Source organism: Actinoplanes sp. NPDC051405 (genome assembly GCF_055586185.1).
On record NZ_JBVJIR010000006.1, the window covers coordinates 82079 to 103002 of the forward strand.

The window sequence follows — 20924 nt, forward strand, 5'->3', positions numbered from 1 at the left end:
CACCCCCCGTCTTGTTTTGGTTTTCCCCCCCTCTTTCTTCTTCCCCCCCCCCCCCCCCCCCCCCCCCCCCCCCCCCCCCCCCCCCCCCCCCCCCCCCCCCGCGACTCTGTCCCTGCATGTTCATGGTTTTCTCCCCGGTCCCGGCCCACGCCCGCGGCGGGCGATGCCAGGTTAAACCAGGGCGATCAAAAACATCCATGCCCTACCGGAGGACGAGGTCTTCAACACAACGATCTTCAGGACAGCAGCTCGACGTAGCCGTCGGTGCCGTGCACCCGGATCCGCCGGCCGTCGCGGATGAGCCGGGTCGCCTGCGGCACCGCGACGACAGCCGGCAGGCCGTACTCCCGGGCGATCACCGCGCCGTGGGTCATCTGGCCCCCGACCTCCGTCACCAGGCCCGCGATCCCGACGAACAGCGGCGACCAGCTCGGGTCCGTGAAGGATGTGACGAGGATGTCGCCCGCCTCCAGGTCGGCCTGGGCGAGGTCGAGGACGACCCGGGCCCGGCCCTCGACCGTCCCGCCGGAGACCGGCAGCCCGGCCAGGGCATCGGCCGGCAGGTCGGCGCGCCGGTACGAACCCAGGACCGCCTCACCGTCCGAGGTCAACACCCGCGGCGTCGTGAGCGCCTGGTACGCCCGGAACTCCTCCCTGCGCTGCGCGATGAGCCGGCCGTCCACGCGGTGCGTCCGCACAACCTCGTGGAGCTCCTGGAACGTGAGGTAGTAGATGTCCTCCTTCCCGGCGAGCACACCGGCCTGCACGAGGCGGCCGGCCTCTTCCAGCAGAGCCTGCTTGTAGAGGAAATAGCGGCAGATGATGCCGTACTTGGGGTACTCCCGGTAGCCGATGAAGGTGCGGACCCGGTCGATCATCCGCTCGGTCTCGCCGGCCTTGTCCTCGCCGTCCGGCAACGCGCGCAGACGTTCGAGCACCTCCTGGGCCTTCTCCTCCGCCTGCCGCCGCCCCTGCTCGAAGCGGCGCTCGGCGGCACCAGGCCCGAAGTTGCGGACATTGTCGAGGATGACCGGCACGAGCGTGGTCGGTCGCTCACGCCAGCGCGGTCTGGTGATGTCGATCTCGCCGACGCAGCGCATGCCGTACCGGTCGAGGTAGGTCTCGATGGCGTCGCGCGCCTCGGTCCCGCCCGCGAGCTTGGGCAGCTCGTCCAGGAACCCCTCGTCCTCGACGCCGCGCAGGAACGCCACCACCTCGGGATGCGGGCGGATCACGTCGGCGACGTCCAGCAGCGCCAGGCCCATCTCCGAAGTGATGTTGCCCGGGGCGGACAGGGTCAAGGTGTCGGCCGCGTTCTTCTCCCCCAGCCACTCCTGCAGCCGGTCGTTGAGCCACCAGGTGGCCTCCATGCCGGCCATGATCGCCTGGATGCTCAACGGATCACTGAGGACCCGCTTGTGCTCCTCGAACGCCTCCAGCAGGAAGTCGAACAGCGCCGGCCCGGTCTTCGTACGGATGTCACGCTGCAGGGCGGCGACGGAGGCCTCGCTGCGAGCGATCAGCTCGGTGACGACGGCCGGATCGGTCTCGATCGGGGCGGGCCCGGCACCGGCCGGCGGCCGGCCGGGACCCGCGTCCGGGGACAGCGGGACGAAGTCGCGGCTGAGAACCGTCTCCAGCGCGTCCCGGGTCAGCGGATCGGACCGGGCCGCCATGTCCAGCAGGCCGGTGCGGCCCGCGGAGGTGGCCAGGGCCCGGGTGACGTCGACGAACAGCCTCCCGCCGGCCTCGTGCATCGGCGCCATGGCCGTCAGCTGCCACATGGACCAGCCGAGGGGCCGCATGGCGTCGGTCATCATCTGCTGGTGGCCGACCGACAGGTACACGCGCGCCTGGTCGTCGCCGGCGGGGACGGGGAACAGCGTCGTGATCGGGCGGCTCTGCACGATCCGGAAGCCGTCCTCGGCCAGGCACCACTCGATGTCCTGCGGGCGGCCGAAGTGGGCCTCGATCCGCCGTCCCAGCCGTACGAGCTCCAGGACCTGCGCGTCCGTCAGCGCGGGCTGCTCCTGCCGGGATGGATCGATCGCCGCCTGGTGCGTACCGCCGCCGGGCAGGGCCTGCACGGCCCGCTCCTTCGCGGCGATCGTCCGGGACACGATCTCGTCCCGGCGCACCTTGTAGACGTCCGGGTTGACCAGGCCGGAGACCAGGGCCTCGCCGAGCCCGAAGCCCGCGTCCACGGTGGCGGAGGTGCGGTCGCCGGTGACCGGGTCGGCGGTGAACAGGATGCCGGAGGCCTGCGGGAACACCATCCGCTGCACGACCACGGCCATGGCGACCGTACGGTCGTCGATGCCGTTGCGCCGGCGGTAGATCACCGCCCGCTCGGTGAACAGGGAGGCCCAGCACCGGCTGATGTGCTCCAGGATCGCGGCGGGCCCCACCACGTTCAGATACGTGTCCTGCTGGCCGGCGAAGGAGGCTGTGGGCAGGTCCTCCGCCGTCGCGCTGGACCGTACGGCGTAGGCGGCCTGCTCGCCGTGCTCGGCGAGCGCGCGGGTGATCTCCGCCGCGAGATCCTCCGGGACCGCGATCCCTTCGATGCTGCGGCGGATCTGCGCGCTGAGAGCGCGGATCCCTTCCCGGTCGTCCGGGTCCAGAGCCGACAGCTGAACGAGCTGATCGTCGATCAACGGCACTGCCACCCGGCGGAACGCCTCCGTCGTCACGCAGAAGCCGGCCGGCACCCGGACGCCGTCGAGCCGGGACAACGCGCCCAGCTGCGCGCCCTTGCCGCCGGCCACCGCACCCTGTGTCCCGTCGATCCGGTCGAGATCAAGCACGTACCGCCCGGTCACCGCGGCAGCTCATCGGCCGACAACATACGCACGTCGTGTCCCCATTTCCGCAGGTGGTGGTCTCGGCGGACGATTCTGCGCCATCACCGGGGTCTTGCCGCAAGCCCCCCGGTGCGCTATACGTTAGAAGTGGCAGGGAGAGGTCTCCTTGCCTTTTGCTTTTTCTGCCGGGCGCTGCTTCCTTCCGGGCTTTCTCTCCCACGCTGCGCTTCCTCCCCGGCTTCCTTCTCAGGCGCCGCTTCCTCCCCGGCTTTCTCCCCACGCGCCGCTTCCTCCCCGGCTTCCTCTCCCACGCGCCGCTTCCTCCCCCGGGCTCCTCTCCCACGCGCCGCTTCCTCCCCGGCTTCCTTCCCACGCGCCACTTCCTCCCCCACCGCCACTTTTTTCGGGCGCTGCTTTCTCTCGGGCGCTGCTTTCTCCCGGGCGCTGCACTCTCCCGGGCGCCATTTCCTCCCGCGTGCCGGATTGGGGGAACCATCGGGTGGGTCCAGCGCCCTTACTCCGGTATGGGGTTGCTCCGCGGTGCGGAACCCGCCGGCTACGAGGACTTCGTCGCCGGCCGGTACCGCGAGATCGTTCGCTTCGGCGCGCTGCTGGCCGGGGACAGCCGGTTGGGCGAGGACCTCGCCCAGGAGGGCCTGATCGCGGCGTACCGGTCGTGGTCCCGGCTGGGCGGGCCCGACGGCCGGCCGGAGGCGTACGTCCGGCAGGTGATGATCCGGGCCGCGATGCGGGCCCGGCGCCGGCGCTGGCGCGGCGAGGTGCCGACCGAGCAGCTGCCGGACACCTCACGCCGGGGTTTCGCGGAGCAGGTTGACCTCAGCGTGCAGGTGTTCGCCAGCCTGCGCCGGCTGCCCGCCGACCAGCGGGTGGTGCTCGTGCTGCGGTTCTGGGCCGACGCCTCCGAGGCCGAGGTGGCACAGACCCTCGGCATCGCGGTGGGCACGGTCAAGAGCCGCACGTCCCGCGCCCTGGCGGCGTTGCGTGCCAGTGGCCTGTTCGTCGAATCCGCCCGGGAGACGCCGTGAACACCAGCCAAGTCAACGAACTCCTCGACCGCGCGGCCACCTCCGTGACGCCGTCCGAGACCGACCCCGCGGCCCGGATGGTCAGCCTGGGGCGACGAAGTGTGCGGCGCCGCCGCGCCTGGACAGCTGCCGCCTCCGCCGCAGTGGCTGTCTTGACCCTGCCCTTCGTCGTCACCACCTTGGGCCGGTCGGACGTCGAGCGGCAGTCGGGGACCCCGGTGAGCTTCGGCGGCGTGTCGGTCGTCGTGCCGGAGGGCTGGCGGACGAGCACGGTCCACGCCTTCAACGCGTGCACCGCCGAGCCGCACACCGTCTACCTCGCCGCCCAGTGGGATTTCATGCCGTCGGACTCTGTCCCTCCTGGGGGCGGTCTCGTCGTCTGCCGGTCGGACGGTGAGCCGTGGATGGCTCTCGTGGAGCGGGGTGTCGCCCCGTCCCTCGGTCCGGAGCAGCTGGTGGCCAAGGACGACCAGCTGCTCCAGGTGGAACAGGCCAGCCCGATCGGGGTCACCTCCGCCTGGTCGTACCGGCCCTACACCGGCCCGATCGAGGCGACGGCGGCCCTCATCTCGGGCGACGAGAAGCGTCGCGAGCAGCTGCTCGACCGCATCACCTGGCCCGCTGCCCCGGCGGCCCCGGCCTCCGGCGGCCTGAACTTGCCGGCCCGGATCACCAGCGCCACCACCGACGCGCCGCCCAGCAACGGCATGGTGGTCGCGACGGACGCCAAGACGCTGAACCGGATTCGGGCCGCCCTCGCGGAGCTGCGTGATCCGGTGCCCGCCGGTGCGGAATGCGTCCTGCGCGGACCGGAGACGGTCGGCATCAGCATCGGCGAGGTCACCGTGGTGCTGGGCGACAAGAACTGCCCGCAGGCCATCTCGACAGGCGGCGGGCGGGTCCGGGTCCCGGCCGGTCTGGGTGAGGAGCTGCTCGGCCTCATCGTGGCGAGCGACCGCGCCGCGACCGAGCGGTCCACCAAGGACTGACCGGGCCCTCAGGTCCGGTTTGGGATCCTCAAGTCCGCCTGAGCACCCTCACCTCCGCCTGAGCACCCTCACCTCCGCCTGAGCACCCTCACGTCCGCCTGAGGTCCCTCACGTCCGCCTGAGGTCCCTCAGGTCCGCCTGAGGATCTTCAGGTCCGGCTGAGGATCTTCAGGTCCGGCTGATGACCCTTAGGTCCGGCTCACGGTAGGTAACGCACCTCGGGGAAGACCCCGCTAGGACCGTCGAGCAGCTGCCCCCGACGGTGGCGCAGATGCAGGTCGAAGAAGGCGAGCGGGTAAGCCTGCTGGATCCGTACCGCCCGGGCCGGGTCGAGGGTGCCGATCCAGCCGGCAAGCTCCTCGTCGCTCATCCCGATGAGCGTCGCCAGCTGCGGAACCAGCCACTGGCTGTCGCAGTACGCCCCGTGCAGCGCACCGTCCGCCTGCACGTTGAGCCGCCACCCCCGTAGCTGCGACCAGAACTCCGCGACGCTCGGCTCGGCGGCCCGGTTGAGCTCGGCGGTCATCAGCATGAACGGCCGGTCGAGCCCGGTGACCGGCGGCTGCGACTGCATCGGGCCGTCGAGGCTGAGCCCGGCCCGCACCCGCCGGTCGGTGTTCATGGCCAGGGCGGTGGCCGTCGCCCCCTTCGACCAGCCGAACATGCCGACACCACGCGGATCGAGCGTGGCCCCCAGGCCGGCCGGCAACCGGCGTCGCCCGGCGTCGGGATTGCGCCCCGCGACGAGATCCTCGACCCGGTCGAGCACGAAGCGAACGTCGTTCGCGTGGTCCCACGGCGTCACCGGAACGTCGTCGTCGGGCACGGTGAGCCGGCCGCCGGGGAACTCGCTGTACGAGTCGTACGGATGGTCCACTGTGACCACGGCGTACCCGTGACTGACGAGTTCCTGCACCACGACGGTGGTCTCCGCACGGTGACCGCCGGAGCCGTGGGAGAACACGATCACGGGCCGCCGGTCCGCTGCCCGCAACACGGGCGCTCCCTCATGCCCGGCCGTACGGGGGCCCGCCGCGACCTCGGGATCGAAGCCGTTGCCCGCCAGCAGGGCCCGCAGCGACGCGGCGGGCATCCACGGCGCCACCGGATGACGCCGGGCGCCGGCAGCGGCGGGATACCAGACACTGATCATCAGCTCCCGGTGCCGCCCCCGCCCGGCCACCGGGTCCGGGCGGGACCGGTCGACCAGGTGCAACGACACGGTGCCGATCCGGTGCGGCCCGGTGGGTGCGGGCAGCGTCAGCCGTACGGGGCCGGGCACGGTCCGCGCCGCCCGGGCAGGGCCGGCGCCGAGCGGCACGGCGACGCCGGTCGCGAGCGCGGCGGTGAGCACGTGCCGGCGGGTCAGGGCGGTGGTCATCAGTCCTCCGGGGTGTCGGTGCTCTCGATCTGGGTGATGAGCAGCTTCAGCCGCTTGATCTCCTCGGCGAGCGCGGTGCTGCCCGCGGCGGTCAGCGTGATCCAGGTACGGCCGCGCCGGCCCTCGTAGCCCTTCTCCACGTCGATGAGGCTCGCCATCTCCAACACGCTCAAGTGCTTGGAAAGGTTGCCGGCAGTCAGGTCCAACTGATTGCGCAGGTAGCTGAACTCGACCCGGCGCGCCTCGTGGGTGATGGCGAGGATCCCCAGCCGTACCCGCTGATGCACAACCTCGTCCAGCCCGGTGACCGGATGCGCGGCCGACGCCTGCGGCTCCGGCACCTCGGCAGTCACCGGTGCCGCCGGCGGGCCACCGCGAAGCCGGTCGCGCCCAGCAGCAGCACGATGCCGCAGATGACCTGCGGGATCGCGAAGTCGGCCCGGATGCCCCAGGAGGTCCCCCACCCCTCGTTGGTGGGCAACGTCAGCGCCACGGCAAGGTATCCGAGGGTGAACAGCAGCAACGCGACGTTGCGCTCCCCCCGGGCCAGCACCAGCAGCGCAACCCCGATGACCCCCCATGGCGCGATCAGCCGGTCCACCACGAGCACCCAGGACGAGAACCGCACCGGGTGGTCCGGGAAGTACAGGGCGGCCGCCACCCAAGCGGCGGTGAACAGGACGGTCAGGGCGGCACCGGTGATCGCGTACGGCAGCACCCGGGCACCCAGCCCCCGCGCCCGGGCGGTCCGGATGTAGCTGACGGTGATCCCCGCGTACGCCAGCAGGAGTGCGGGTGGCCAGTAGAAGAGCACGCCGCGCCGGGCGAACTCGCAACTGCCGTCCGAGGCGCAGTTCAACCGCAGGCCGAACCAGTCGAACGGGATTCCGACCAGGGTCACCAGGCCCAGCACCAGCAGCGCGACCCAAGTCAGCCGCTGGTCCAGGCGCACCCGGTGAGTCAGGCCCCGGACGTCCGACAAGAGCCGGCGGGGGTCGCCGCCGGCGGACATCGATTCAGTGGTCATGCCAATAGGTTTCCACAGCAAACCAATTGGCGCTAGCTCTCCGTGGTGCTTTTGTTGTGCTCGGCGCTCGAGGGAGCGGGCTCATCGCGGGCGCCGGCGATCGCCATCACGAAGCGGACGAGGGCTTTGTGATCGGGATACGCACGTCGCGGCGGCCTGCCGCCGCCGCGCGGGAGAGCAGCGCTGGGCTCGGCGGACGCGGCTGATCACACCGCGACAGACGCGCCGCAGGCAGGCGCGCCGCAGGCAGGGTCCGCCGCAGGCAGGGTCCGCCGCAGGCAGGGTCCGCCGCAGGCAAGCGCGCCGCGGCCAGGCCCACCGCAGGCAGGCGCGTCGAAGGCAAGTGCACCGCAGGGCAGGTGCGCCGCGGCCGGCGCCTGCGGGGAGGCACGCCGCAGGCAAGCACGCCCGAGGGGAGGTGCGTCCCGAGCAGGTGCGCGGCAAGCGGTCAGCGCACCGCAGCAGCGCTCCCCCGGCTCAGCCCGCGAGCATGGTCTGGCCGAGGTGCACGCCCGCCCCGGCAGCAGGCAGGACGAAGTAGTAACCACCCCCGAACGGCAGCGTGTAGCGCTCCAGCGCCTCCCCACTGAGCCGTCGCTGGATGGTCGCGAACCCGGCCTCGATGTCGCGCTGGTAGCAGATGAAGATCTGGCCCGCGTCCTGCGTGCCGGACACCTGCGGCTCGCGCTTGTACGAGTAACCGCGGCGGAGGATGCGGTGGGCCTGGCTTTCCGGTGTCCGCGGGTTCGCCCGGCGGATGTGTGCGTCCAGGGCGATGATCTGCCCGTCGGGGTCCGCCGCGAAGTCCGGCTCCTCGGTCTCCCGCGTCCGGCCCAGCGGCGCACCCGTGGTCTTGTGGCGGCCGAACACCCGCTCGTGCTCTTGTTCCTGCTCGCCGTCCCAGGTTTGCATGGCCAGCCGGATCAGGCGGACCACCTGGTACGTACCGCCGACGCACCAGTCGGGCTCGCCGTCGCCGGGCTGGGTCCAGACGAGCTGGTCCATCAGGGCCGCGTCGCTGGTGTCCGGGTTGCCGGCGCCCTCGCGGAAGCCGAACAGGTTGCGGACCTCTCCGGCCTTGCGCGCCGGTGGGTGGAAGCCTTCCATGCGCCAGCGCTGCCGTAGGCCCGGCAGTGGGCGGGCGAGGAGTGCCGTCAGCTCGGCTGGGTCGTCGGCGGACACCTGGACGAGCAGGTCGCCGTGGCACCACTGGGGGTCGAGGACGTCGGCGCGGAACGCCGGCATGGGTTCCAGGCGGCGCGGGCGGCTGAGTCCGTACCGGTTGTCGAAGAGGGAGGCGCCGACCGCGACCGTCGCGGTTGCGCCGGACAGCCGGTCGGTCAGGGCGCGCAGCGTGCCGGCCAGGGCCGTCCGGTCCGGCGCCTCCGCGTCGTATGCCACCAGGAGGGTGGATGAGGGGGCCCGGCCGAGGATCGCTGTCTGGCGGGGAATCGCCTGGTGAGGGGCCGCGGCGGGCTGCGGGTCCGGATGCGACGTGGAACAGCCGGCTGCTCCGGCGAGGCCGGCCGAGCCGACGGCAGCCAGGAACTGCCGTCGGCTCACACCTGGTACGCCGGTCATGGCGTGGCCGGGCGCACCGGCGGATCGATCACGTCGGTGATGTACAGCAGGCGGTCCGGGGTGCCTCGCAGGGTCGCCGGGTTGATCGCTCCGATGGTTGCCGAGCCGACGATCATGGCGCTGACCTCGGCCGGGGTCGCGTCCGGGTACTTCGACAGGATCAGCGCCGCCGCGCCCGCCACGTGCGGGGCCGCCAGGGAGGTGCCTCGGGAGACCCTGGTCGCCCGGTCGCTGGCGTTGTACGCCGACTTGACCTGCTCACCCGGCGCGAAGAGGTCGACGCACAGGCCGTAGTTGGAGCCGGGCTGGGTGCCGCCCCAGCCGGTGGCGCGTTCGCCCGACGGGTTGCTGGCCGCCACCGAGATCGCCGCCGGGACGTCCGCCGGGCTCGTGGTGCACGTGTCCACCTCGGAGTTGCCGGCCGCGATCACGTAGGTGATGCCCGCGGCGATGGACGCGGCGACGGCGTCGTCCAGGGTCTGGATCTTGGAGACACCGCCGAGGCTCATGTTGACGACCGCGGGGCGCCGCGCGTTCTGCGTCACCCAGTCGACGCCGGCGATGATCTGGCTGACGCTGCCGAAGTTGTCGCAGCCCAGCACCCGGACGGCGACCAGGCTGGTGCGTTCGGCCAGGCCGTAGGTGGCGCCGCCGGCGATCGCCGCGACCTGGGTGCCGTGCCCGAGGTCGCCGCAGTCCTGGCCGTTCCAGCCGTCGCCGATGGCGTCGAAGCCCACGGTGGCCCGGCCGCCGAACTGCGTGTGGGTCGTGCGAATGCCGGTGTCCATGATGTAGGTCGTGACGCCGGCGCCGGCCTCGTCGGTGAAGCTGTAGGAGTCGTCCAGCACCGAGGAGCGCTGGTCGATCCGGTCGACGTTCCACACCGGGTAGGGCCGGACGGCGGCGCCGGGCACCAGCGAGTCGGCCTCGACCCGGGCCACCCGCGGATCGGCGGCGAGCCGGCGGGCCTGCTGCTCGGTCGCGCTGAGGACAAAGCCGTTCAGAGCTTTCGTGTACGTGCGCCGTACCGTGCCGCCGTACTGCTCGGCCACCGGGCGGGCCGCTGCCAGGGCCCGCAGTCCCGGCGTGTCGCGCAGCGTCACGATGTACTGGTTCTTGACGATCCGGGCCCGGGCCGGCACGACGACCTGCCCCAGCCCCTGTTCAGCGGGTGCGGCCTGCGCCACCCCCGCGGTGCTTGTGACCAGCACCGCGGCCACCGCGGCGGCGAGCACCCCCGCCAGCGTTCTGCTCACTGCTTCCTCCCCCGTGACTGTCACACTTCACCGCGCTCGCGGCGCGCCGCTCACGGCGTGAACGGCGCGTTGTCGCCCCACTCCCAGTACAGGTGCCCGTCGTCCGCCGCCTTCTGCAGCGAGTCGATGAGCGGCTGCGGGTCCATGCCGACGCTGACGTCGAACGCGATGAACCGGTCACCGTGGTGCTCGTGGGCGACGCCGAGCCGCCGGGCCACCGCCACCAGCGAGTCCGTGACCGCGGCCAGCCCGGCCTCGTCGCGGGGCCGCAGCAGCGCACGCAGCACCTGGTGGCCCGACCGTTGCCGCACCTCGTGCACGTAGACCCCGTCCGGGTCGAGCGTGACCACGTCCTGGTACGCCAGGCCGTCGGCGCAGAACGGGACGCACATGATCCGGAACAGCCCGTCGTCGAGCTCCTTGAGGGGCAGCTGCTCGATCTGGCCGGGGAGCCTGGAGTAGTCCAGGCGCACCCGGGCCATGTAGAAGGGCGGATCCCACCCGATCGGACTCTGGTGCACGACGTAGACAGGTTCGGTCACCGACAGCTCCTCGATCATCAGGCGCCTCCGTAGAGGAGGTACCACTCCTGGATCATCCGCGGTGGCCAGTGCTTCGGTGGCCACGTCCCCACGTACCCCTTGGGCGGATTCCTGGGAACGTACCTGTCGCGCTTGCCGCTGTTGCACGGGGTGCAGATCGGTGCTTTGTTCTCCGGGGTCAGGTTGCCGCCGCGGGAACGCGGCTCGACATGGTCGACGGCCTGGGCCGGGTTCTGCCGGCAGTAGGAGCACATCGGCGGCGGGTATTTCGGATCACGGTTGACGCCGATGTTGAAGTCGATCAGGTCCTGTTGCGGGATCCGCTGCCCCGCGGTCGGCCCGCCGCTGGAACCACCGGGGATCTGGTAGACCGGTGCGCCGTTGGGGCCGCAGACGTTGGCCAGGCACGATCCCTGCGGCTGTTCACCGGTCGGGTCCCGCAGCTCGGTGGGCTGGTTGCCGACGTAGGCATGCAGGTTGATACCGCCGGCGAAGCCCGCCGGGTCCTCGCTGAGGAAGCGCTGCAGAGCGGGGCTGTAGTAGCGCTTGCGGTACGAGTACAGCCCGGTGCCGTCGTCCTCGCGCCCGGTGTAGCGGTACGGGTTGGCCCCGTCGTTGCCCGTCACCGTGGTCCGGCCGAACGGCTCGTAGCTGTACGACGCCCCGGCGCCGGTGTCGTCGACCAGCCCGAGCGTGCTGCCCAGCGCGTCGGTCAGGTAGCGCCGGGTCACCCCGCCGGACTCGCGGAGCTGGAAGCCGTCGATCCCGGCCGCGGTCATCGTCGCGGTGACCGCGTCGCCGACCTTCTCCTGCAACGGGTTGTCCCCGTCGTACAGGTAGGTGGTCGTCGTGCCGTTGACCGTGCGGGACAGCCGGCGGCCGTCGGCGGCGTAGCCGAAGCTCGCCGTCATCCCGTCGCGGGTCAGGCCGGACATCTCGCCCCGGGCGTTCCAGCTGAACGTGGTGGCGCCGTCGGAGGTGAGGTTGCCGTCGGCGTCGTAGCCGACCTGCGTCCCGTCGACGGTGTCCAGCCGGTTGGCGTTGTCGTAGGCAGCTGGGCCGTACGCCTCGGGCAGCTGCGTGCGCGAGTAAGTGCCGGTGGTCCGGACCGGCTCGCCGATCGCGTCGTACTCGTAGCCCAGGTCGCCCAGGACCGTGCTGCCGGCCCGGTAGGTGATGGTCTTGACCTCACCGGCGTCGGTGTAGGTGTAGTTCTGGCTGATGCCCGTGGTCGCGGGCGCGCCCACCCGGCTCGGGCGGCCGACCGCGTCGCGGCCGACGCTGAACACTGTGGTCGTGCCGTGCTGGACCTCGGCCAGGTCACCGGCCGCGTCGAACACGTGGCGCACGGCCGAGTGGCCGGGCACCGTCATGGTGCGGTCGCGGACGGCGGCGCCGTAGTCGTACGAGACGGTGCCGCTGGTGGTGGTCTCGGCCTTGACCCGGTTGAGGTCGTCGTAGTCGACCGTGGCGACCCCGCCGGCCGAGTCGTCGGTGCGGCGCAGCCTGTTCGCCGCGTCGTAGGTGTACGTGACGGTGCTCTCGGTGCCGTACCGGGTCTGCTTCACCCGATCCAGCTCGTCGAAGTCCTGCCCCGTGACGATGCCGCGCCGGCTGGTGTGCGTCTTGAGATTGCCGTTGAGGTCGTACCCGAACGACTGCTCCTTGCCCAGCGGGTCGGTGATGGTTTTGAGCCGCTCCATCTCGTCGTAGGCAAAGACGGTGGTGTGCTCGCGGGCGTCGGTGACCGTGGTGCGGTTGCCGTTGGCGTCGTAGCCGTACGCGAGGGTGCGCCGCAACGGATCGGTGACCGTACGGATCCGGCCCGCGGCGTCGTACGTGGTGTCGGTGATCCCGCCGCGCGCGTCGGCGTCCCACACCGCCCGGCCGATGGCGTCGAAGCCGGTACGGGTGGCCCGGCCCAGCGCGTCGGTGACCTTCACCGGGTCGGCGCCGACGTAGTCCGTGCGAACCGTCTTGGTCGCCGGGTCGGTGACGCTGGTGACCAGGCCGCTGCTGTCGACCACCAGGCTCGTCTTGCGGGTCATCGGGTCGGTGACGCTCTTGACCGCCCCGCGGGTGTCGAGCTCGTAGACGGTGGACTTGTTGTACGGGTCCGTCGACTTGGTCAGCTCGGCGTGCGGCCCGTTGTACTCCCACTTGGAGGTGCGCGCCTGCGCTGTGCCGGCAAGCTGGGTGATCTCCCTGACCTTGCCGACCGCGTTGTAGGCGTACGTGGTGCGCCGGTTGAATGCGTCGACCGTGGCGGCCACCCGGACACCGGAACTGTCGTACTCGGTGGTGGTCGTCTGGGCCAGGTCGGTGCCGAACGCCCGGGTGTCGGTGAGCGGGAAACCCTTGTCGTTGAAGGTGATCCGGCGTACGTGGTCGCGCGGATCGGTCATCCTGGTCTCGGTGACCACGCCGTTGACCGCGGTGTAGTCGAAGCGGGTGACCCCGCCGTCGGCGGCCTTCTGGGTCTTGACCCGGCCGTTGGTGTCGTACTCGTTGACCATGAACTCGACCGAGCGGGCGTTGGTGGCGCTCTTGAGCCGGCCGGTGCCGTCCCACTTGTACTCGGTGCGGCCCTGCTCCGCGTTGGTGACGAAGCGCAGGTGGCCGGTGCTGTCGTACTCGTAGGAGACCTTGCGCCCGATGTTGTCCTCGATGCCGGTGACCTTGGGCGGGTTGGCCGCGTCGTAGCTGAACCGGACCCAGCGGCCGCTCGGCGAGGTGATCTGGGTGATCGCGCCGTTGAGCCGGACCTTGCCGTCGGTGCCGGGCGCGGCGGTGGCCCGGGTGATGGTCGTGGTGTTGCCGTACTTGTCGCGGATCGCCTGCATCGGTGACTCGTCGCCGAGGACGATGACGGTGCCGTCGCGCAGTTCCACGTCCCAGCCGTCGCCGTTCCAGCGCACGACGGAGCCGTCGTACACGGTCGGGGTCGGATCGGCGGCGAACACCGCTCCGGCGTAGTCGTCGCCGACCGAGGTGCGGGTGTAGTGGACCTTGCTGCCGTCGGGCTGGACCAGGTCGAACTGCTTGAAGTCGAAGCTGCCGATGACCCCCGGGGACCACGGGAACATGCCGTACCCGAAGCTCGTGCCCACGCCGAACGCCCGGATGTCGGGGTCGCCCTGCTGGTAGGTCCGGGTGATGGTGATCGGCATGATGTCGTCGACCGTGAGGTCGACGGCCTGGTCGACGAGCAGGCCGGTGGCCGGGTCGACGGGGTCGGCGATCCGGATGCCGTTGGGCCGCGGCGCGACCGGCGGCGGGTTCATGCCCGGCACGGCGGTCATCGCGCCGGTGAGGCGGTAGAACCGGACGCCCTTGTCGGGCACGATCTGCTTGCCGTCGGCGGAGACCCTGCCGAGGCCGTAGATGTGCCAGCCCTTGCCGGTCGGGTCGTAGTTCCAGAACTGGGTGCGGGTGCCCGGGGGCTCCTTGGTGTAGTTCGGGTAGACGATCCGCGCGCCCTCGGGGAACAGCACGCCGCCGCCGGGCTGCAGGGTGAAGTAGACCGGCACCTTGGTCGGCGGCAGCGGGAACGGCGGCCGGTCGATCGGGATCGCGGTCAGGTTGAGCTCCCGGACGACCTTGCCGTCGGCGTCGCGGACGACGGTGCCGGCCGGGATGTGCACCTCGAGGCCGGGGATCGCCCTGGTGGTGAGCACGACCTCCTTGCGGGTCGGGCTGGCCACCCGGACCGTGCCCGAGCGGTCCAGCTTCGGCAGGAAGACGGTGTGCGGCAGGACCAGCACGCTGCCGCGCTGCACGTCGACACCGATGTCGAAGACGCCGTACGAGTCCTTGCGGGTGCCCGCCGGGCGCCCGTCGACCCGCAGCGCGAGGTGACCGGCCGGCACGCCGGTCAGCACGAAGCGGCCGTCGGCGTCGGTCTTCGCCCGCTTGTCCCCCGTGCTGACGGTGACGTCGGCCAGCGGCTTGTCGGTGGTGTCCAGCACCCGGCCGGCGACCCCGGTGACGCCGACCGGGAACTGCAGTGCCCGGTCACGGGCCGGTGCCGGTTCGTTGCGGGTCTTCCAGTCCTCGCCGCCGAGGTTCTTCGCGTCGGGCCGCCAGCCGCCGTCCGCGCACAGCGGATCCTCGACGGGTTGCTTCTCGGGGCCGGCCGCGGGCCGCAGCCCGTCCTGGGGCACGGGTGCCGAGGGCGTCTCGACGGTGGACTTCCTGGTGGCACACGGCTTGCGATCGAGTGCCTCGGCCGGGGCGAGCTTCTTGGTGGCGAGACCGGCCAGCGGAGTGGTACGCCGCTTGATGGTCGTGTCGATCGTGCCGGTGATGCCCTGCGCCGGATCGAGGACGATCGTGTACGTGCCCGCGGTCGTGAAGGTGGGCAGCCGTTCCCGCAGGTACCAGATGCCGATGCGCCGCTGGAAGACGGTGCCGGTCGGGCCGTAGATGGTGTAGTAGCCGGCGTACGGATTCACGATGACGCCGCCGGAGATCATGTCCAGCTGTGAGCCGGCGGGAGCGTCGAAGGTGAATCTCACGTTCTGCCCCGGCCGGGCGACCACCGGATGGATGGTGTCCCCGTCCACCGTGGCTTTTCCGCCGTCGACCTCGGCCGAGAGCAGCAGCGAGAAGTCACCGGTCGTGTAGGTCGTCTGGTACCACCGCATCTCGAAGCGGTAGACGCCGGCGACGGGCAGCGCCGGCAGGTCCAGCCCGTACGGCATGTAGGTGGCGCCGAAGAAGTCCAGCTGGGTGTTGTCGGGCTTGAACACCTTGATGTCCCACCAGTCGTGCACGGCGCTGGGAGCGGCCAGGGTGAGCCGCTGGCCGACCGCCCCGGTGAACGTCCCGGCGACGCGCTTGGTGGGCAGGGCGAGGGAGCCCGCGACCGGTGGCGCGTCGACCGTCAGGGCGCCGACGTTGTAGGTCTCGGTGACCGACACCGACAGGCTGCCCGTGCCGGGTGACTCCGGGTCGACCTGGATCCGGTACGTGCCGGTGTCGGGCAGCGCGTCCAGGTCGAGGGTGCGGCCGGTGAGATAGACGTTGCCGTTGGGCCGGTAGAGCTTGAAGTTGACCTCTCCGGGCAGCTGCTTGTCGAGGCTCGTGACGAAGATCGAGCGCCCGGCGGTGCCGCTGTACTGGAAGTACAGGTCCCGGCCGGGGCGGTCGATCGTCACCGTCTTCTTGGTGTTGACGGCGATGGCGCCGCCCTCGAGCTGGGTGGACAGCCAGGCCTTGACCGTGCCGACGGCCAGCCAGCCGGTGACGAAGATGGCGTGCGTGCCGGCCTTGGTGAGCTTGGGGATGTCCCGGGTCTCGGCCGAGCCGGTCCGCAGCTCCACCTGACGCTCGTCGGGCTCGGCCATGATCGTGGACGGGTTCTGCGGCCGGTCGTTGTCGAGCAGGGTGTTCTCGGTGAAGCCCAGCTGCAGCGTCTGGCCGACGGCGCCGGTGAACGGCAGCCGCACCGACTGCCCGGGCCGCTGGATCGTCATCCCGACGGCCGCGCCGTTGATGGCCAGGGTGCCGGCCTCGATGACGTCGGAGAGCCACAGCTTGCCGTAGCCGAACTGGTTGGCCGCGAACTGCACCGTGGCCGTGTAGGCACCGGCCTGCTTGGCCTTGAAGACCATGGTCGGCGTGTACCGGGTCAGGTCGATGTTGGCCCAGCTCTGCACGCTGCCGTCCGGCGCCTTCACCGTGACGGTGATGGTGTTGGCCGGCTTGCTCAGGTCGGTCATGCCGAGGCTGAGCCATTTGTTGGCGGTGGCGTTGGTGAACGGGAAGGAGACCGTCTGCAGCGACTGGGTGATCTGGAAGGGCACGCCCGAGCCGTCCGAGGCGAGCTGGGCACCCGTCAGCGTGTTCGACGCCGTCACCCGCACCGCGCCGGCCTCGCCGTCGTTCGGGGCGATGATCAGCGCGTACGTGCCGGTGGTGGGCAGCTTCGGCAGATCCTGGCTCAGCGTCGCGGAGCCCCACAGGTCGAGCGGGTCGCCCAGCGCGTTGCGGCCGAAGTTGCCGCCGTACGGCGAGTACAGCCACAGCGCCGACCGCGTCTTGATGCTGTTGGTGTCGAACTTGAGGTTGATGTTCTCGCCGGCGACGCCGTCCAGCAGCACCATGCCCGCCTTGCCGGCCGGGATGGTGGTGGTGACCGCCGGCTTGCCCGCGCCGGTGCGCCCGCCGATCACCAGGTTGCTCATGACGAACCCGCGCGGCGCGACGTAGAAGTCGGCGGCGCTCGTCGCCAGGCCGCCCGGCGTGCGGACGGTGATGCGCCCGGAGGAGGCGGCGGCCGGGACGCGCACGGTCAGGCTCGTCGTCGTGGCGGTCTGCACCTGCGCGACCGTGCGGTGGAACATGACGACGTCGTGGGTCTTGTCCGGGTCGAAGCCGGTGCCGGTGATGGTGACCAGGTCGTTCTTGTTGCCGCGGTCGGTCGAGACGGCGGTGATGGCCGGGGCCGGCATGCCGCGCTCGACCCGGAACGGCTGGGGACTCTGCGCGGTCTTGCCACTGGCATTGACCTCGATCACACCGTCGGTGGCCCCGGCCGGGATGGTGACGGTGAGCCGGTTGGCGGTCAGGGCCGTGACCGGCGCCGCCAGGCCGTCGACGGTGACCGTGTTGGCCGCCGCCGTCGCTCCGAAGCCGACACCGCCGATCTCCACCACGGTGCCGGCGGGCCCGCGCGCGGGTGTCACGGCGAAGACGGCCAGCGCGTCCGCGGCGAGCCGCTTGGTCTCGAGCAGGTTGCCGGCCGCGTCATAGCGGTAGGAGGCCGATCCCGTGGCCTTGTCGGCGACGCCGGCCAGCTGGCCCGCGGCGTCGTAGAAGTAGTCGCGTGGACCGGCCGGCGCGGGCGCGGCGGCAGCCCGGGTGGACGCGGCCCCGGTGGACGCGGCGCTGGTGGGCGGCGGCGCGTCGGGCTTCGCGGCGGCCGAGCCGGCCGGCAGTCCCGAGGCGACAACTGTCGCGATGAGTGCTCCGGCGACCATTCGTGAAGGCGCGCGGAAACGACGCGGTATGCGCATGGATCCCCCGTGATCATGGCAGACAACCGTGTATGGCGACCCCAATCCACACCGGGACTGACATCGACGCCGGTGACGCTATCCGAAGAGGACGGTTGCTCGCCACCCCGCTCCGGTGCTCTGTGGACATCCGACCGGCAATTGGCACAGGTGGCCCCTGAGCTGGGATTGTGGCTGACGTTCATCGATGTTGCGCGGCAATGTCGGTGCGGTGGCCGGCGCCGCACGGCCCCCACCCGGCAAGCCGGTTCGCGTATGGTTCCACCCGTGATCGGATCCCGCATTACGCTCGCCGTTGCCGCATTCGGAATCATTGTTTCAGCCGCTGCCTGCAGCGGCGAAAAACATTCCCGGGCCGAGATCGTCGCCGGCATCAGAGCCGATCCGCAGCTGGCCGGCGCGGACGATCGCACGGTGAACTGTCTCGCCGACTGGTACGAGAAGTACGCCACCGACGAGCAGCGCTCGGCCCTGCGCACCGACGGCGTCGACCTCGCCGCCGACGCCGCACCGGTGGGCACCGCGGCCGGGTCGGCGATGCTCGACTGCGTCAAGCTGGCCACCGAGATCAAATAGCTGCGCCGGGATTTCGAAAGACGGAATGGCCCGGAATCAGCAATAACTGTTATGCGCTGCGCGCCACGGAAGTCGCAGTGCGGAGCGCTTGCGGCCGCACAACACATCGAAGGTTGCCACTTGAATAAGCAGAAACAATCTGGCAATCTCTCGAATCAGGCTGTTAACGCTCTCATCTTTTCGTGGCCACCCCCATCGTCAGCAGTAATGACGCCTGTGAGCACGAGAGGTTACCGGTAACACGTTCCAGGAAGGCTCATCCCCTCATGAAGCTCCGAACCTCCACAGGAAAACGACGCACGCTGCTGCTCTCGGCAGCGACCGCGGGTGTGGTTGTCGCCACCAGCATCGCGGTCGTCGGCACCGCCGAGGCCGCCAGCACTCTGGGCGCCTCCGCGGCTGCCAAAGGCCGTTACTTCGGTGCGGCGATCGCGGCCGGCCGGTTGGGTGATGCGACCTACACCCGGATCCTGACCGCTGAGTTCAACTCGGTCACGCCTGAGAACGAGATGAAGTGGGATGCCACCGAACCGTCGCAGGGCCGGTTCACGTACACCAACGGCGACCGCATCCTCAACCAAGGTGTCGCCATGGGCGCCAAGGTCCGCGGCCACGCCCTGCTCTGGCACGCCCAGCAGCCCGGCTGGGCCCAGTCGCTGTCCGGCAGCGCCCTGCGCAACGCCGCGATCAACCACGTCACCCAGGTCACCACCCACTACAAGGGCAAAATCTACGCCTGGGACGTCGTCAACGAAGCCTTCGCCGACGGCGGCAGCGGCGCCCGCCGCGACTCCAACCTGCAGCGCACCGGCAACGACTGGATCGAAGCCGCCTTCCGGGCCGCCCGCGCCGCCGATCCCAACGCCAAACTCTGTTACAACGACTACAACACCGACGGCATCAACGCCAAGTCGACCGGCATCTACAACATGGTCCGCGACTTCAAATCCCGCGGCGTGCCCATCGACTGCGTCGGCTTCCAGTCCCACCTCGGCACCGGCATCGACTCCACCTACCAAGCCAACCTGCAACGCTTCGCCGACCTCGGCGTCGACGTACAGATCACCGAACTCGACGTCCAGCAGGGCGGTAACCAGGCCACCATCTACGCCACCGTCACCAAGGCGTGCCTCGCCGTGACCCGGTGCACCGGCATCACCGCCTGGGGCATCCGCGACACCGACTCCTGGCGCGATGACAACCCCCTGCTGTTCGACGGCTCGGGCAACAAGAAGGCCGCCTACACCTCGGTGCTCAACGCCCTCAACGCCGGTGGCACCACCAATCCGACCACGCCGCCGGTCACCACGTCACCCCCGCCGCAGACCGGCTCGGGCTGCACTGCCGCCGTCTCACTGAACAGCTGGAACGGCGGCTACGTGGCCACCGTGCGGGTCACGGCCGGCTCGTCGGCGGTCAACGGCTGGACCGTCAATGTGACGCTGCCGTCCGGTGGCGCTGTCACCGGCACCTGGAGCGCGACCAACACCGGCACCACCGGGACGGTCAGCTTCCGGAGCGTCGACTACAACCGCCAGATCTCCGCGGGTGGCAGCACGGAGTTCGGGTTCCAGGGCACCGGTACCGGCCCTGGCGTCACCCCGGTCTGCACCGCCGGCTGAGGTCGCGATCCGTCTGCCGGCCCGGGACTCCCCGGGCCGGCGGCGTGTTTCCCGGACGGCATCAGCCGGCCGCGCCGGACCGGTAAGCCGGCTCGACCGGGCGGCCCACGGTGCCGGCCAAATGCCGCATGACGGCGGCGAGGGTGACCTGCTGACCGGCCGGGATCGGGTGCACGCCGTCAGCTTCCAGCAGCTCCCCGGGCGCGCCGGCCCACGCCACGTCGTGCGGGCCGACCGACCGGGCGTCGATCCGGCCGATCCGGGCGGCGGAGCTGGCCACCGCGGCCGCGTCCCAGCTCAACGGCAGGCCCGCGAAGAAGGTCCCGGCGGCCGGACCGTCGACGGCCGGTGGGGTGATGCGCGTGATGCCGGCGTTCAGGTCACGGGTGATGAGATCGGCCAGCGCCCGCAGGTTGCGTTCGGTCTCCCGGCCGGTGGCCATGGAGTAGCCGGGCGTCCGGCCGTGCCGCCGGGCGTCGTTGGTGCCCAGCATCAGCAGCACGTGGGTGGGCCGGGCCGCCTCCAGCAGATCGAAGCGTTCCAGCACATCGGCGGTCGTGTCGCCGCTGAGCCCGAGATTGCGCAGGGCGAAGCCGCCGGGGCCGGCCGCCGCGACGGCCGCGGCGAGCATCTCCAACCAACCGACCCGGTCCGCGGTGATCGAGTCGCCGACGGCCACGACGCGGTCACCGGCCCGGAACGGCAGCGCCTCGATCGCCGCCCGCAGCCCGGCGTCGGCGAGCAGGTCAGCCGCGGCCCGGCCGACCTCGGCCCGCAGGGCCCCGATCCCGGCGGCGACCTCCTCCGGGCGCTGGAAGATCAGGAAGATGGCCAGGGTCGGCGTCAGGATGAGCAGCGAGCCGGCGCACACCAGCGGGATGTCCATGCCCCACTGACCCCGGAACGCGCCGAGCGCACCGGCCATCGTCCGTTTCGCCGAATCGTCGACCAGCACGATGGCGAATCGTGACCCGATGTGCTGTCACCGCCGCCTGCTCTCGCACTGCCGAAGCGCTTTGATGAAAGCAGTCCACAGATCGATCGTCAGCCCATTGGATAAAGACGATGCCCGCACTATTCC

The 20924-nt window shown here is 71.0% G+C and carries 13 protein-coding genes; 4 read left to right on the plus strand and 9 right to left on the minus strand.

Annotated elements, in window-relative coordinates; translation table 11 throughout:
* Positions 1-236: 236 nt before the first annotated feature.
* Positions 237-2822: a rifamycin-inactivating phosphotransferase gene (rph, locus tag ACZ6S4_RS15080; protein WP_465475487.1), complete on the minus strand. Its 2586-nt coding sequence runs from the start codon at positions 2820-2822 to the stop codon at positions 237-239.
* A gap of 512 nt (positions 2823-3334) precedes the next feature.
* On the opposite strand from rph, the gene ACZ6S4_RS15085 reads away from it, so the two are divergent.
* Both ACZ6S4_RS15085 and ACZ6S4_RS15090 read left to right on the plus strand, forming a co-directional pair.
* Positions 3335-3850: a SigE family RNA polymerase sigma factor gene (locus ACZ6S4_RS15085; protein ID WP_465475488.1), complete on the plus strand. Its 516-nt coding sequence runs from the start codon at positions 3335-3337 to the stop codon at positions 3848-3850.
* Positions 3847-4839 (plus strand): hypothetical protein, encoded by a 993-nt coding sequence (locus ACZ6S4_RS15090; RefSeq protein WP_465475489.1) that lies wholly within the window; start codon positions 3847-3849, stop codon positions 4837-4839. Before ACZ6S4_RS15085 ends, ACZ6S4_RS15090 begins: the two co-directional genes overlap by 4 nt.
* 199 nt (positions 4840-5038) lie before the next feature.
* On the opposite strand, the gene ACZ6S4_RS15095 is transcribed toward ACZ6S4_RS15090, so the two are convergent.
* The 7 genes from ACZ6S4_RS15095 to ACZ6S4_RS15125 form a co-directional block, all read right to left on the minus strand.
* Entirely contained in the window at positions 5039-6220 is a 1182-nt protein-coding gene (locus tag ACZ6S4_RS15095) for an alpha/beta hydrolase family protein (protein WP_465475490.1), read from the minus strand.
* Complete coding sequence (locus ACZ6S4_RS15100) at positions 6220-6573, minus strand: transcriptional regulator (RefSeq protein ID WP_465475491.1); 354 nt, start codon at positions 6571-6573, stop codon at positions 6220-6222. Before ACZ6S4_RS15100 ends, ACZ6S4_RS15095 begins: the two co-directional genes overlap by 1 nt.
* The gene (locus ACZ6S4_RS15105) at positions 6570-7247 is read right to left on the minus strand and encodes a hypothetical protein (protein ID WP_465475492.1); all 678 of its coding nucleotides are present in this window, start codon (positions 7245-7247) and stop codon (positions 6570-6572) included. The genes ACZ6S4_RS15100 and ACZ6S4_RS15105 overlap by 4 nt, the downstream gene beginning before the upstream one ends.
* Positions 7248-7724: 477 nt before the next feature.
* Positions 7725-8828, minus strand: coding sequence for a Dyp-type peroxidase (locus ACZ6S4_RS15110; protein WP_465475493.1), 1104 nt, complete (start codon positions 8826-8828; stop codon positions 7725-7727).
* Positions 8825-10084, minus strand: coding sequence for a S8 family peptidase (locus ACZ6S4_RS15115; RefSeq protein ID WP_465475494.1), 1260 nt, complete (start codon positions 10082-10084; stop codon positions 8825-8827). The genes ACZ6S4_RS15110 and ACZ6S4_RS15115 overlap by 4 nt, the downstream gene beginning before the upstream one ends.
* Before the next feature lie 50 nt (positions 10085-10134).
* Positions 10135-10644, minus strand: a complete 510-nt coding sequence (locus tag ACZ6S4_RS15120; protein ID WP_465475495.1) for a DUF4265 domain-containing protein — start codon at positions 10642-10644, stop codon at positions 10135-10137.
* Entirely contained in the window at positions 10644-17609 is a 6966-nt protein-coding gene (locus ACZ6S4_RS15125) for an RHS repeat-associated core domain-containing protein (RefSeq protein WP_465475496.1), read from the minus strand. Before ACZ6S4_RS15125 ends, ACZ6S4_RS15120 begins: the two co-directional genes overlap by 1 nt.
* A gap of 303 nt (positions 17610-17912) precedes the next feature.
* Here ACZ6S4_RS15125 and ACZ6S4_RS15130 point away from each other — a divergent pair, with 303 nt between their 5' ends.
* Positions 17913-18221, plus strand: a complete 309-nt coding sequence (locus ACZ6S4_RS15130) for a hypothetical protein (protein ID WP_465475497.1) — start codon at positions 17913-17915, stop codon at positions 18219-18221.
* Between the two features lie 266 nt (positions 18222-18487).
* On the plus strand, positions 18488-19843 hold the full coding sequence (locus ACZ6S4_RS15135; protein WP_465475498.1) for a glycoside hydrolase family 10 protein: 1356 nt from the start codon (positions 18488-18490) through the stop codon (positions 19841-19843).
* A 61-nt stretch (positions 19844-19904) separates the two neighbouring features.
* Here ACZ6S4_RS15135 and ACZ6S4_RS15140 read toward each other — a convergent pair whose 3' ends face one another.
* Positions 19905-20798 carry an SGNH/GDSL hydrolase family protein gene (locus ACZ6S4_RS15140; RefSeq protein ID WP_465475499.1) on the minus strand — a complete coding sequence of 298 codons (894 nt, stop codon included), beginning with the start codon at positions 20796-20798 and terminating at the stop codon, positions 19905-19907.
* Positions 20799-20924: the final 126 nt, after the last annotated feature.

What these genes read in the sequence shown, in the direction of transcription:
- ACZ6S4_RS15095 (WP_465475490.1), bottom strand. Translation starts at nt 6,220, where the DNA reads ATGACCACCGCCCTGACCCGCCGGCACGTGCTCACCGCCGCGCTCGCG.
- ACZ6S4_RS15105 (WP_465475492.1), bottom strand. Translation starts at nt 7,247, where the DNA reads ATGACCACTGAATCGATGTCCGCCGGCGGCGACCCCCGCCGGCTCTTG.
- ACZ6S4_RS15110 (WP_465475493.1), bottom strand. Translation starts at nt 8,828, where the DNA reads ATGACCGGCGTACCAGGTGTGAGCCGACGGCAGTTCCTGGCTGCCGTC.
- ACZ6S4_RS15120 (WP_465475495.1), bottom strand. Translation starts at nt 10,644, where the DNA reads ATGATCGAGGAGCTGTCGGTGACCGAACCTGTCTACGTCGTGCACCAG.
- ACZ6S4_RS15125 (WP_465475496.1), bottom strand. Translation starts at nt 17,609, where the DNA reads ATGGTCGCCGGAGCACTCATCGCGACAGTTGTCGCCTCGGGACTGCCG.
- ACZ6S4_RS15135 (WP_465475498.1), top strand. Translation starts at nt 18,488, where the DNA reads ATGAAGCTCCGAACCTCCACAGGAAAACGACGCACGCTGCTGCTCTCG.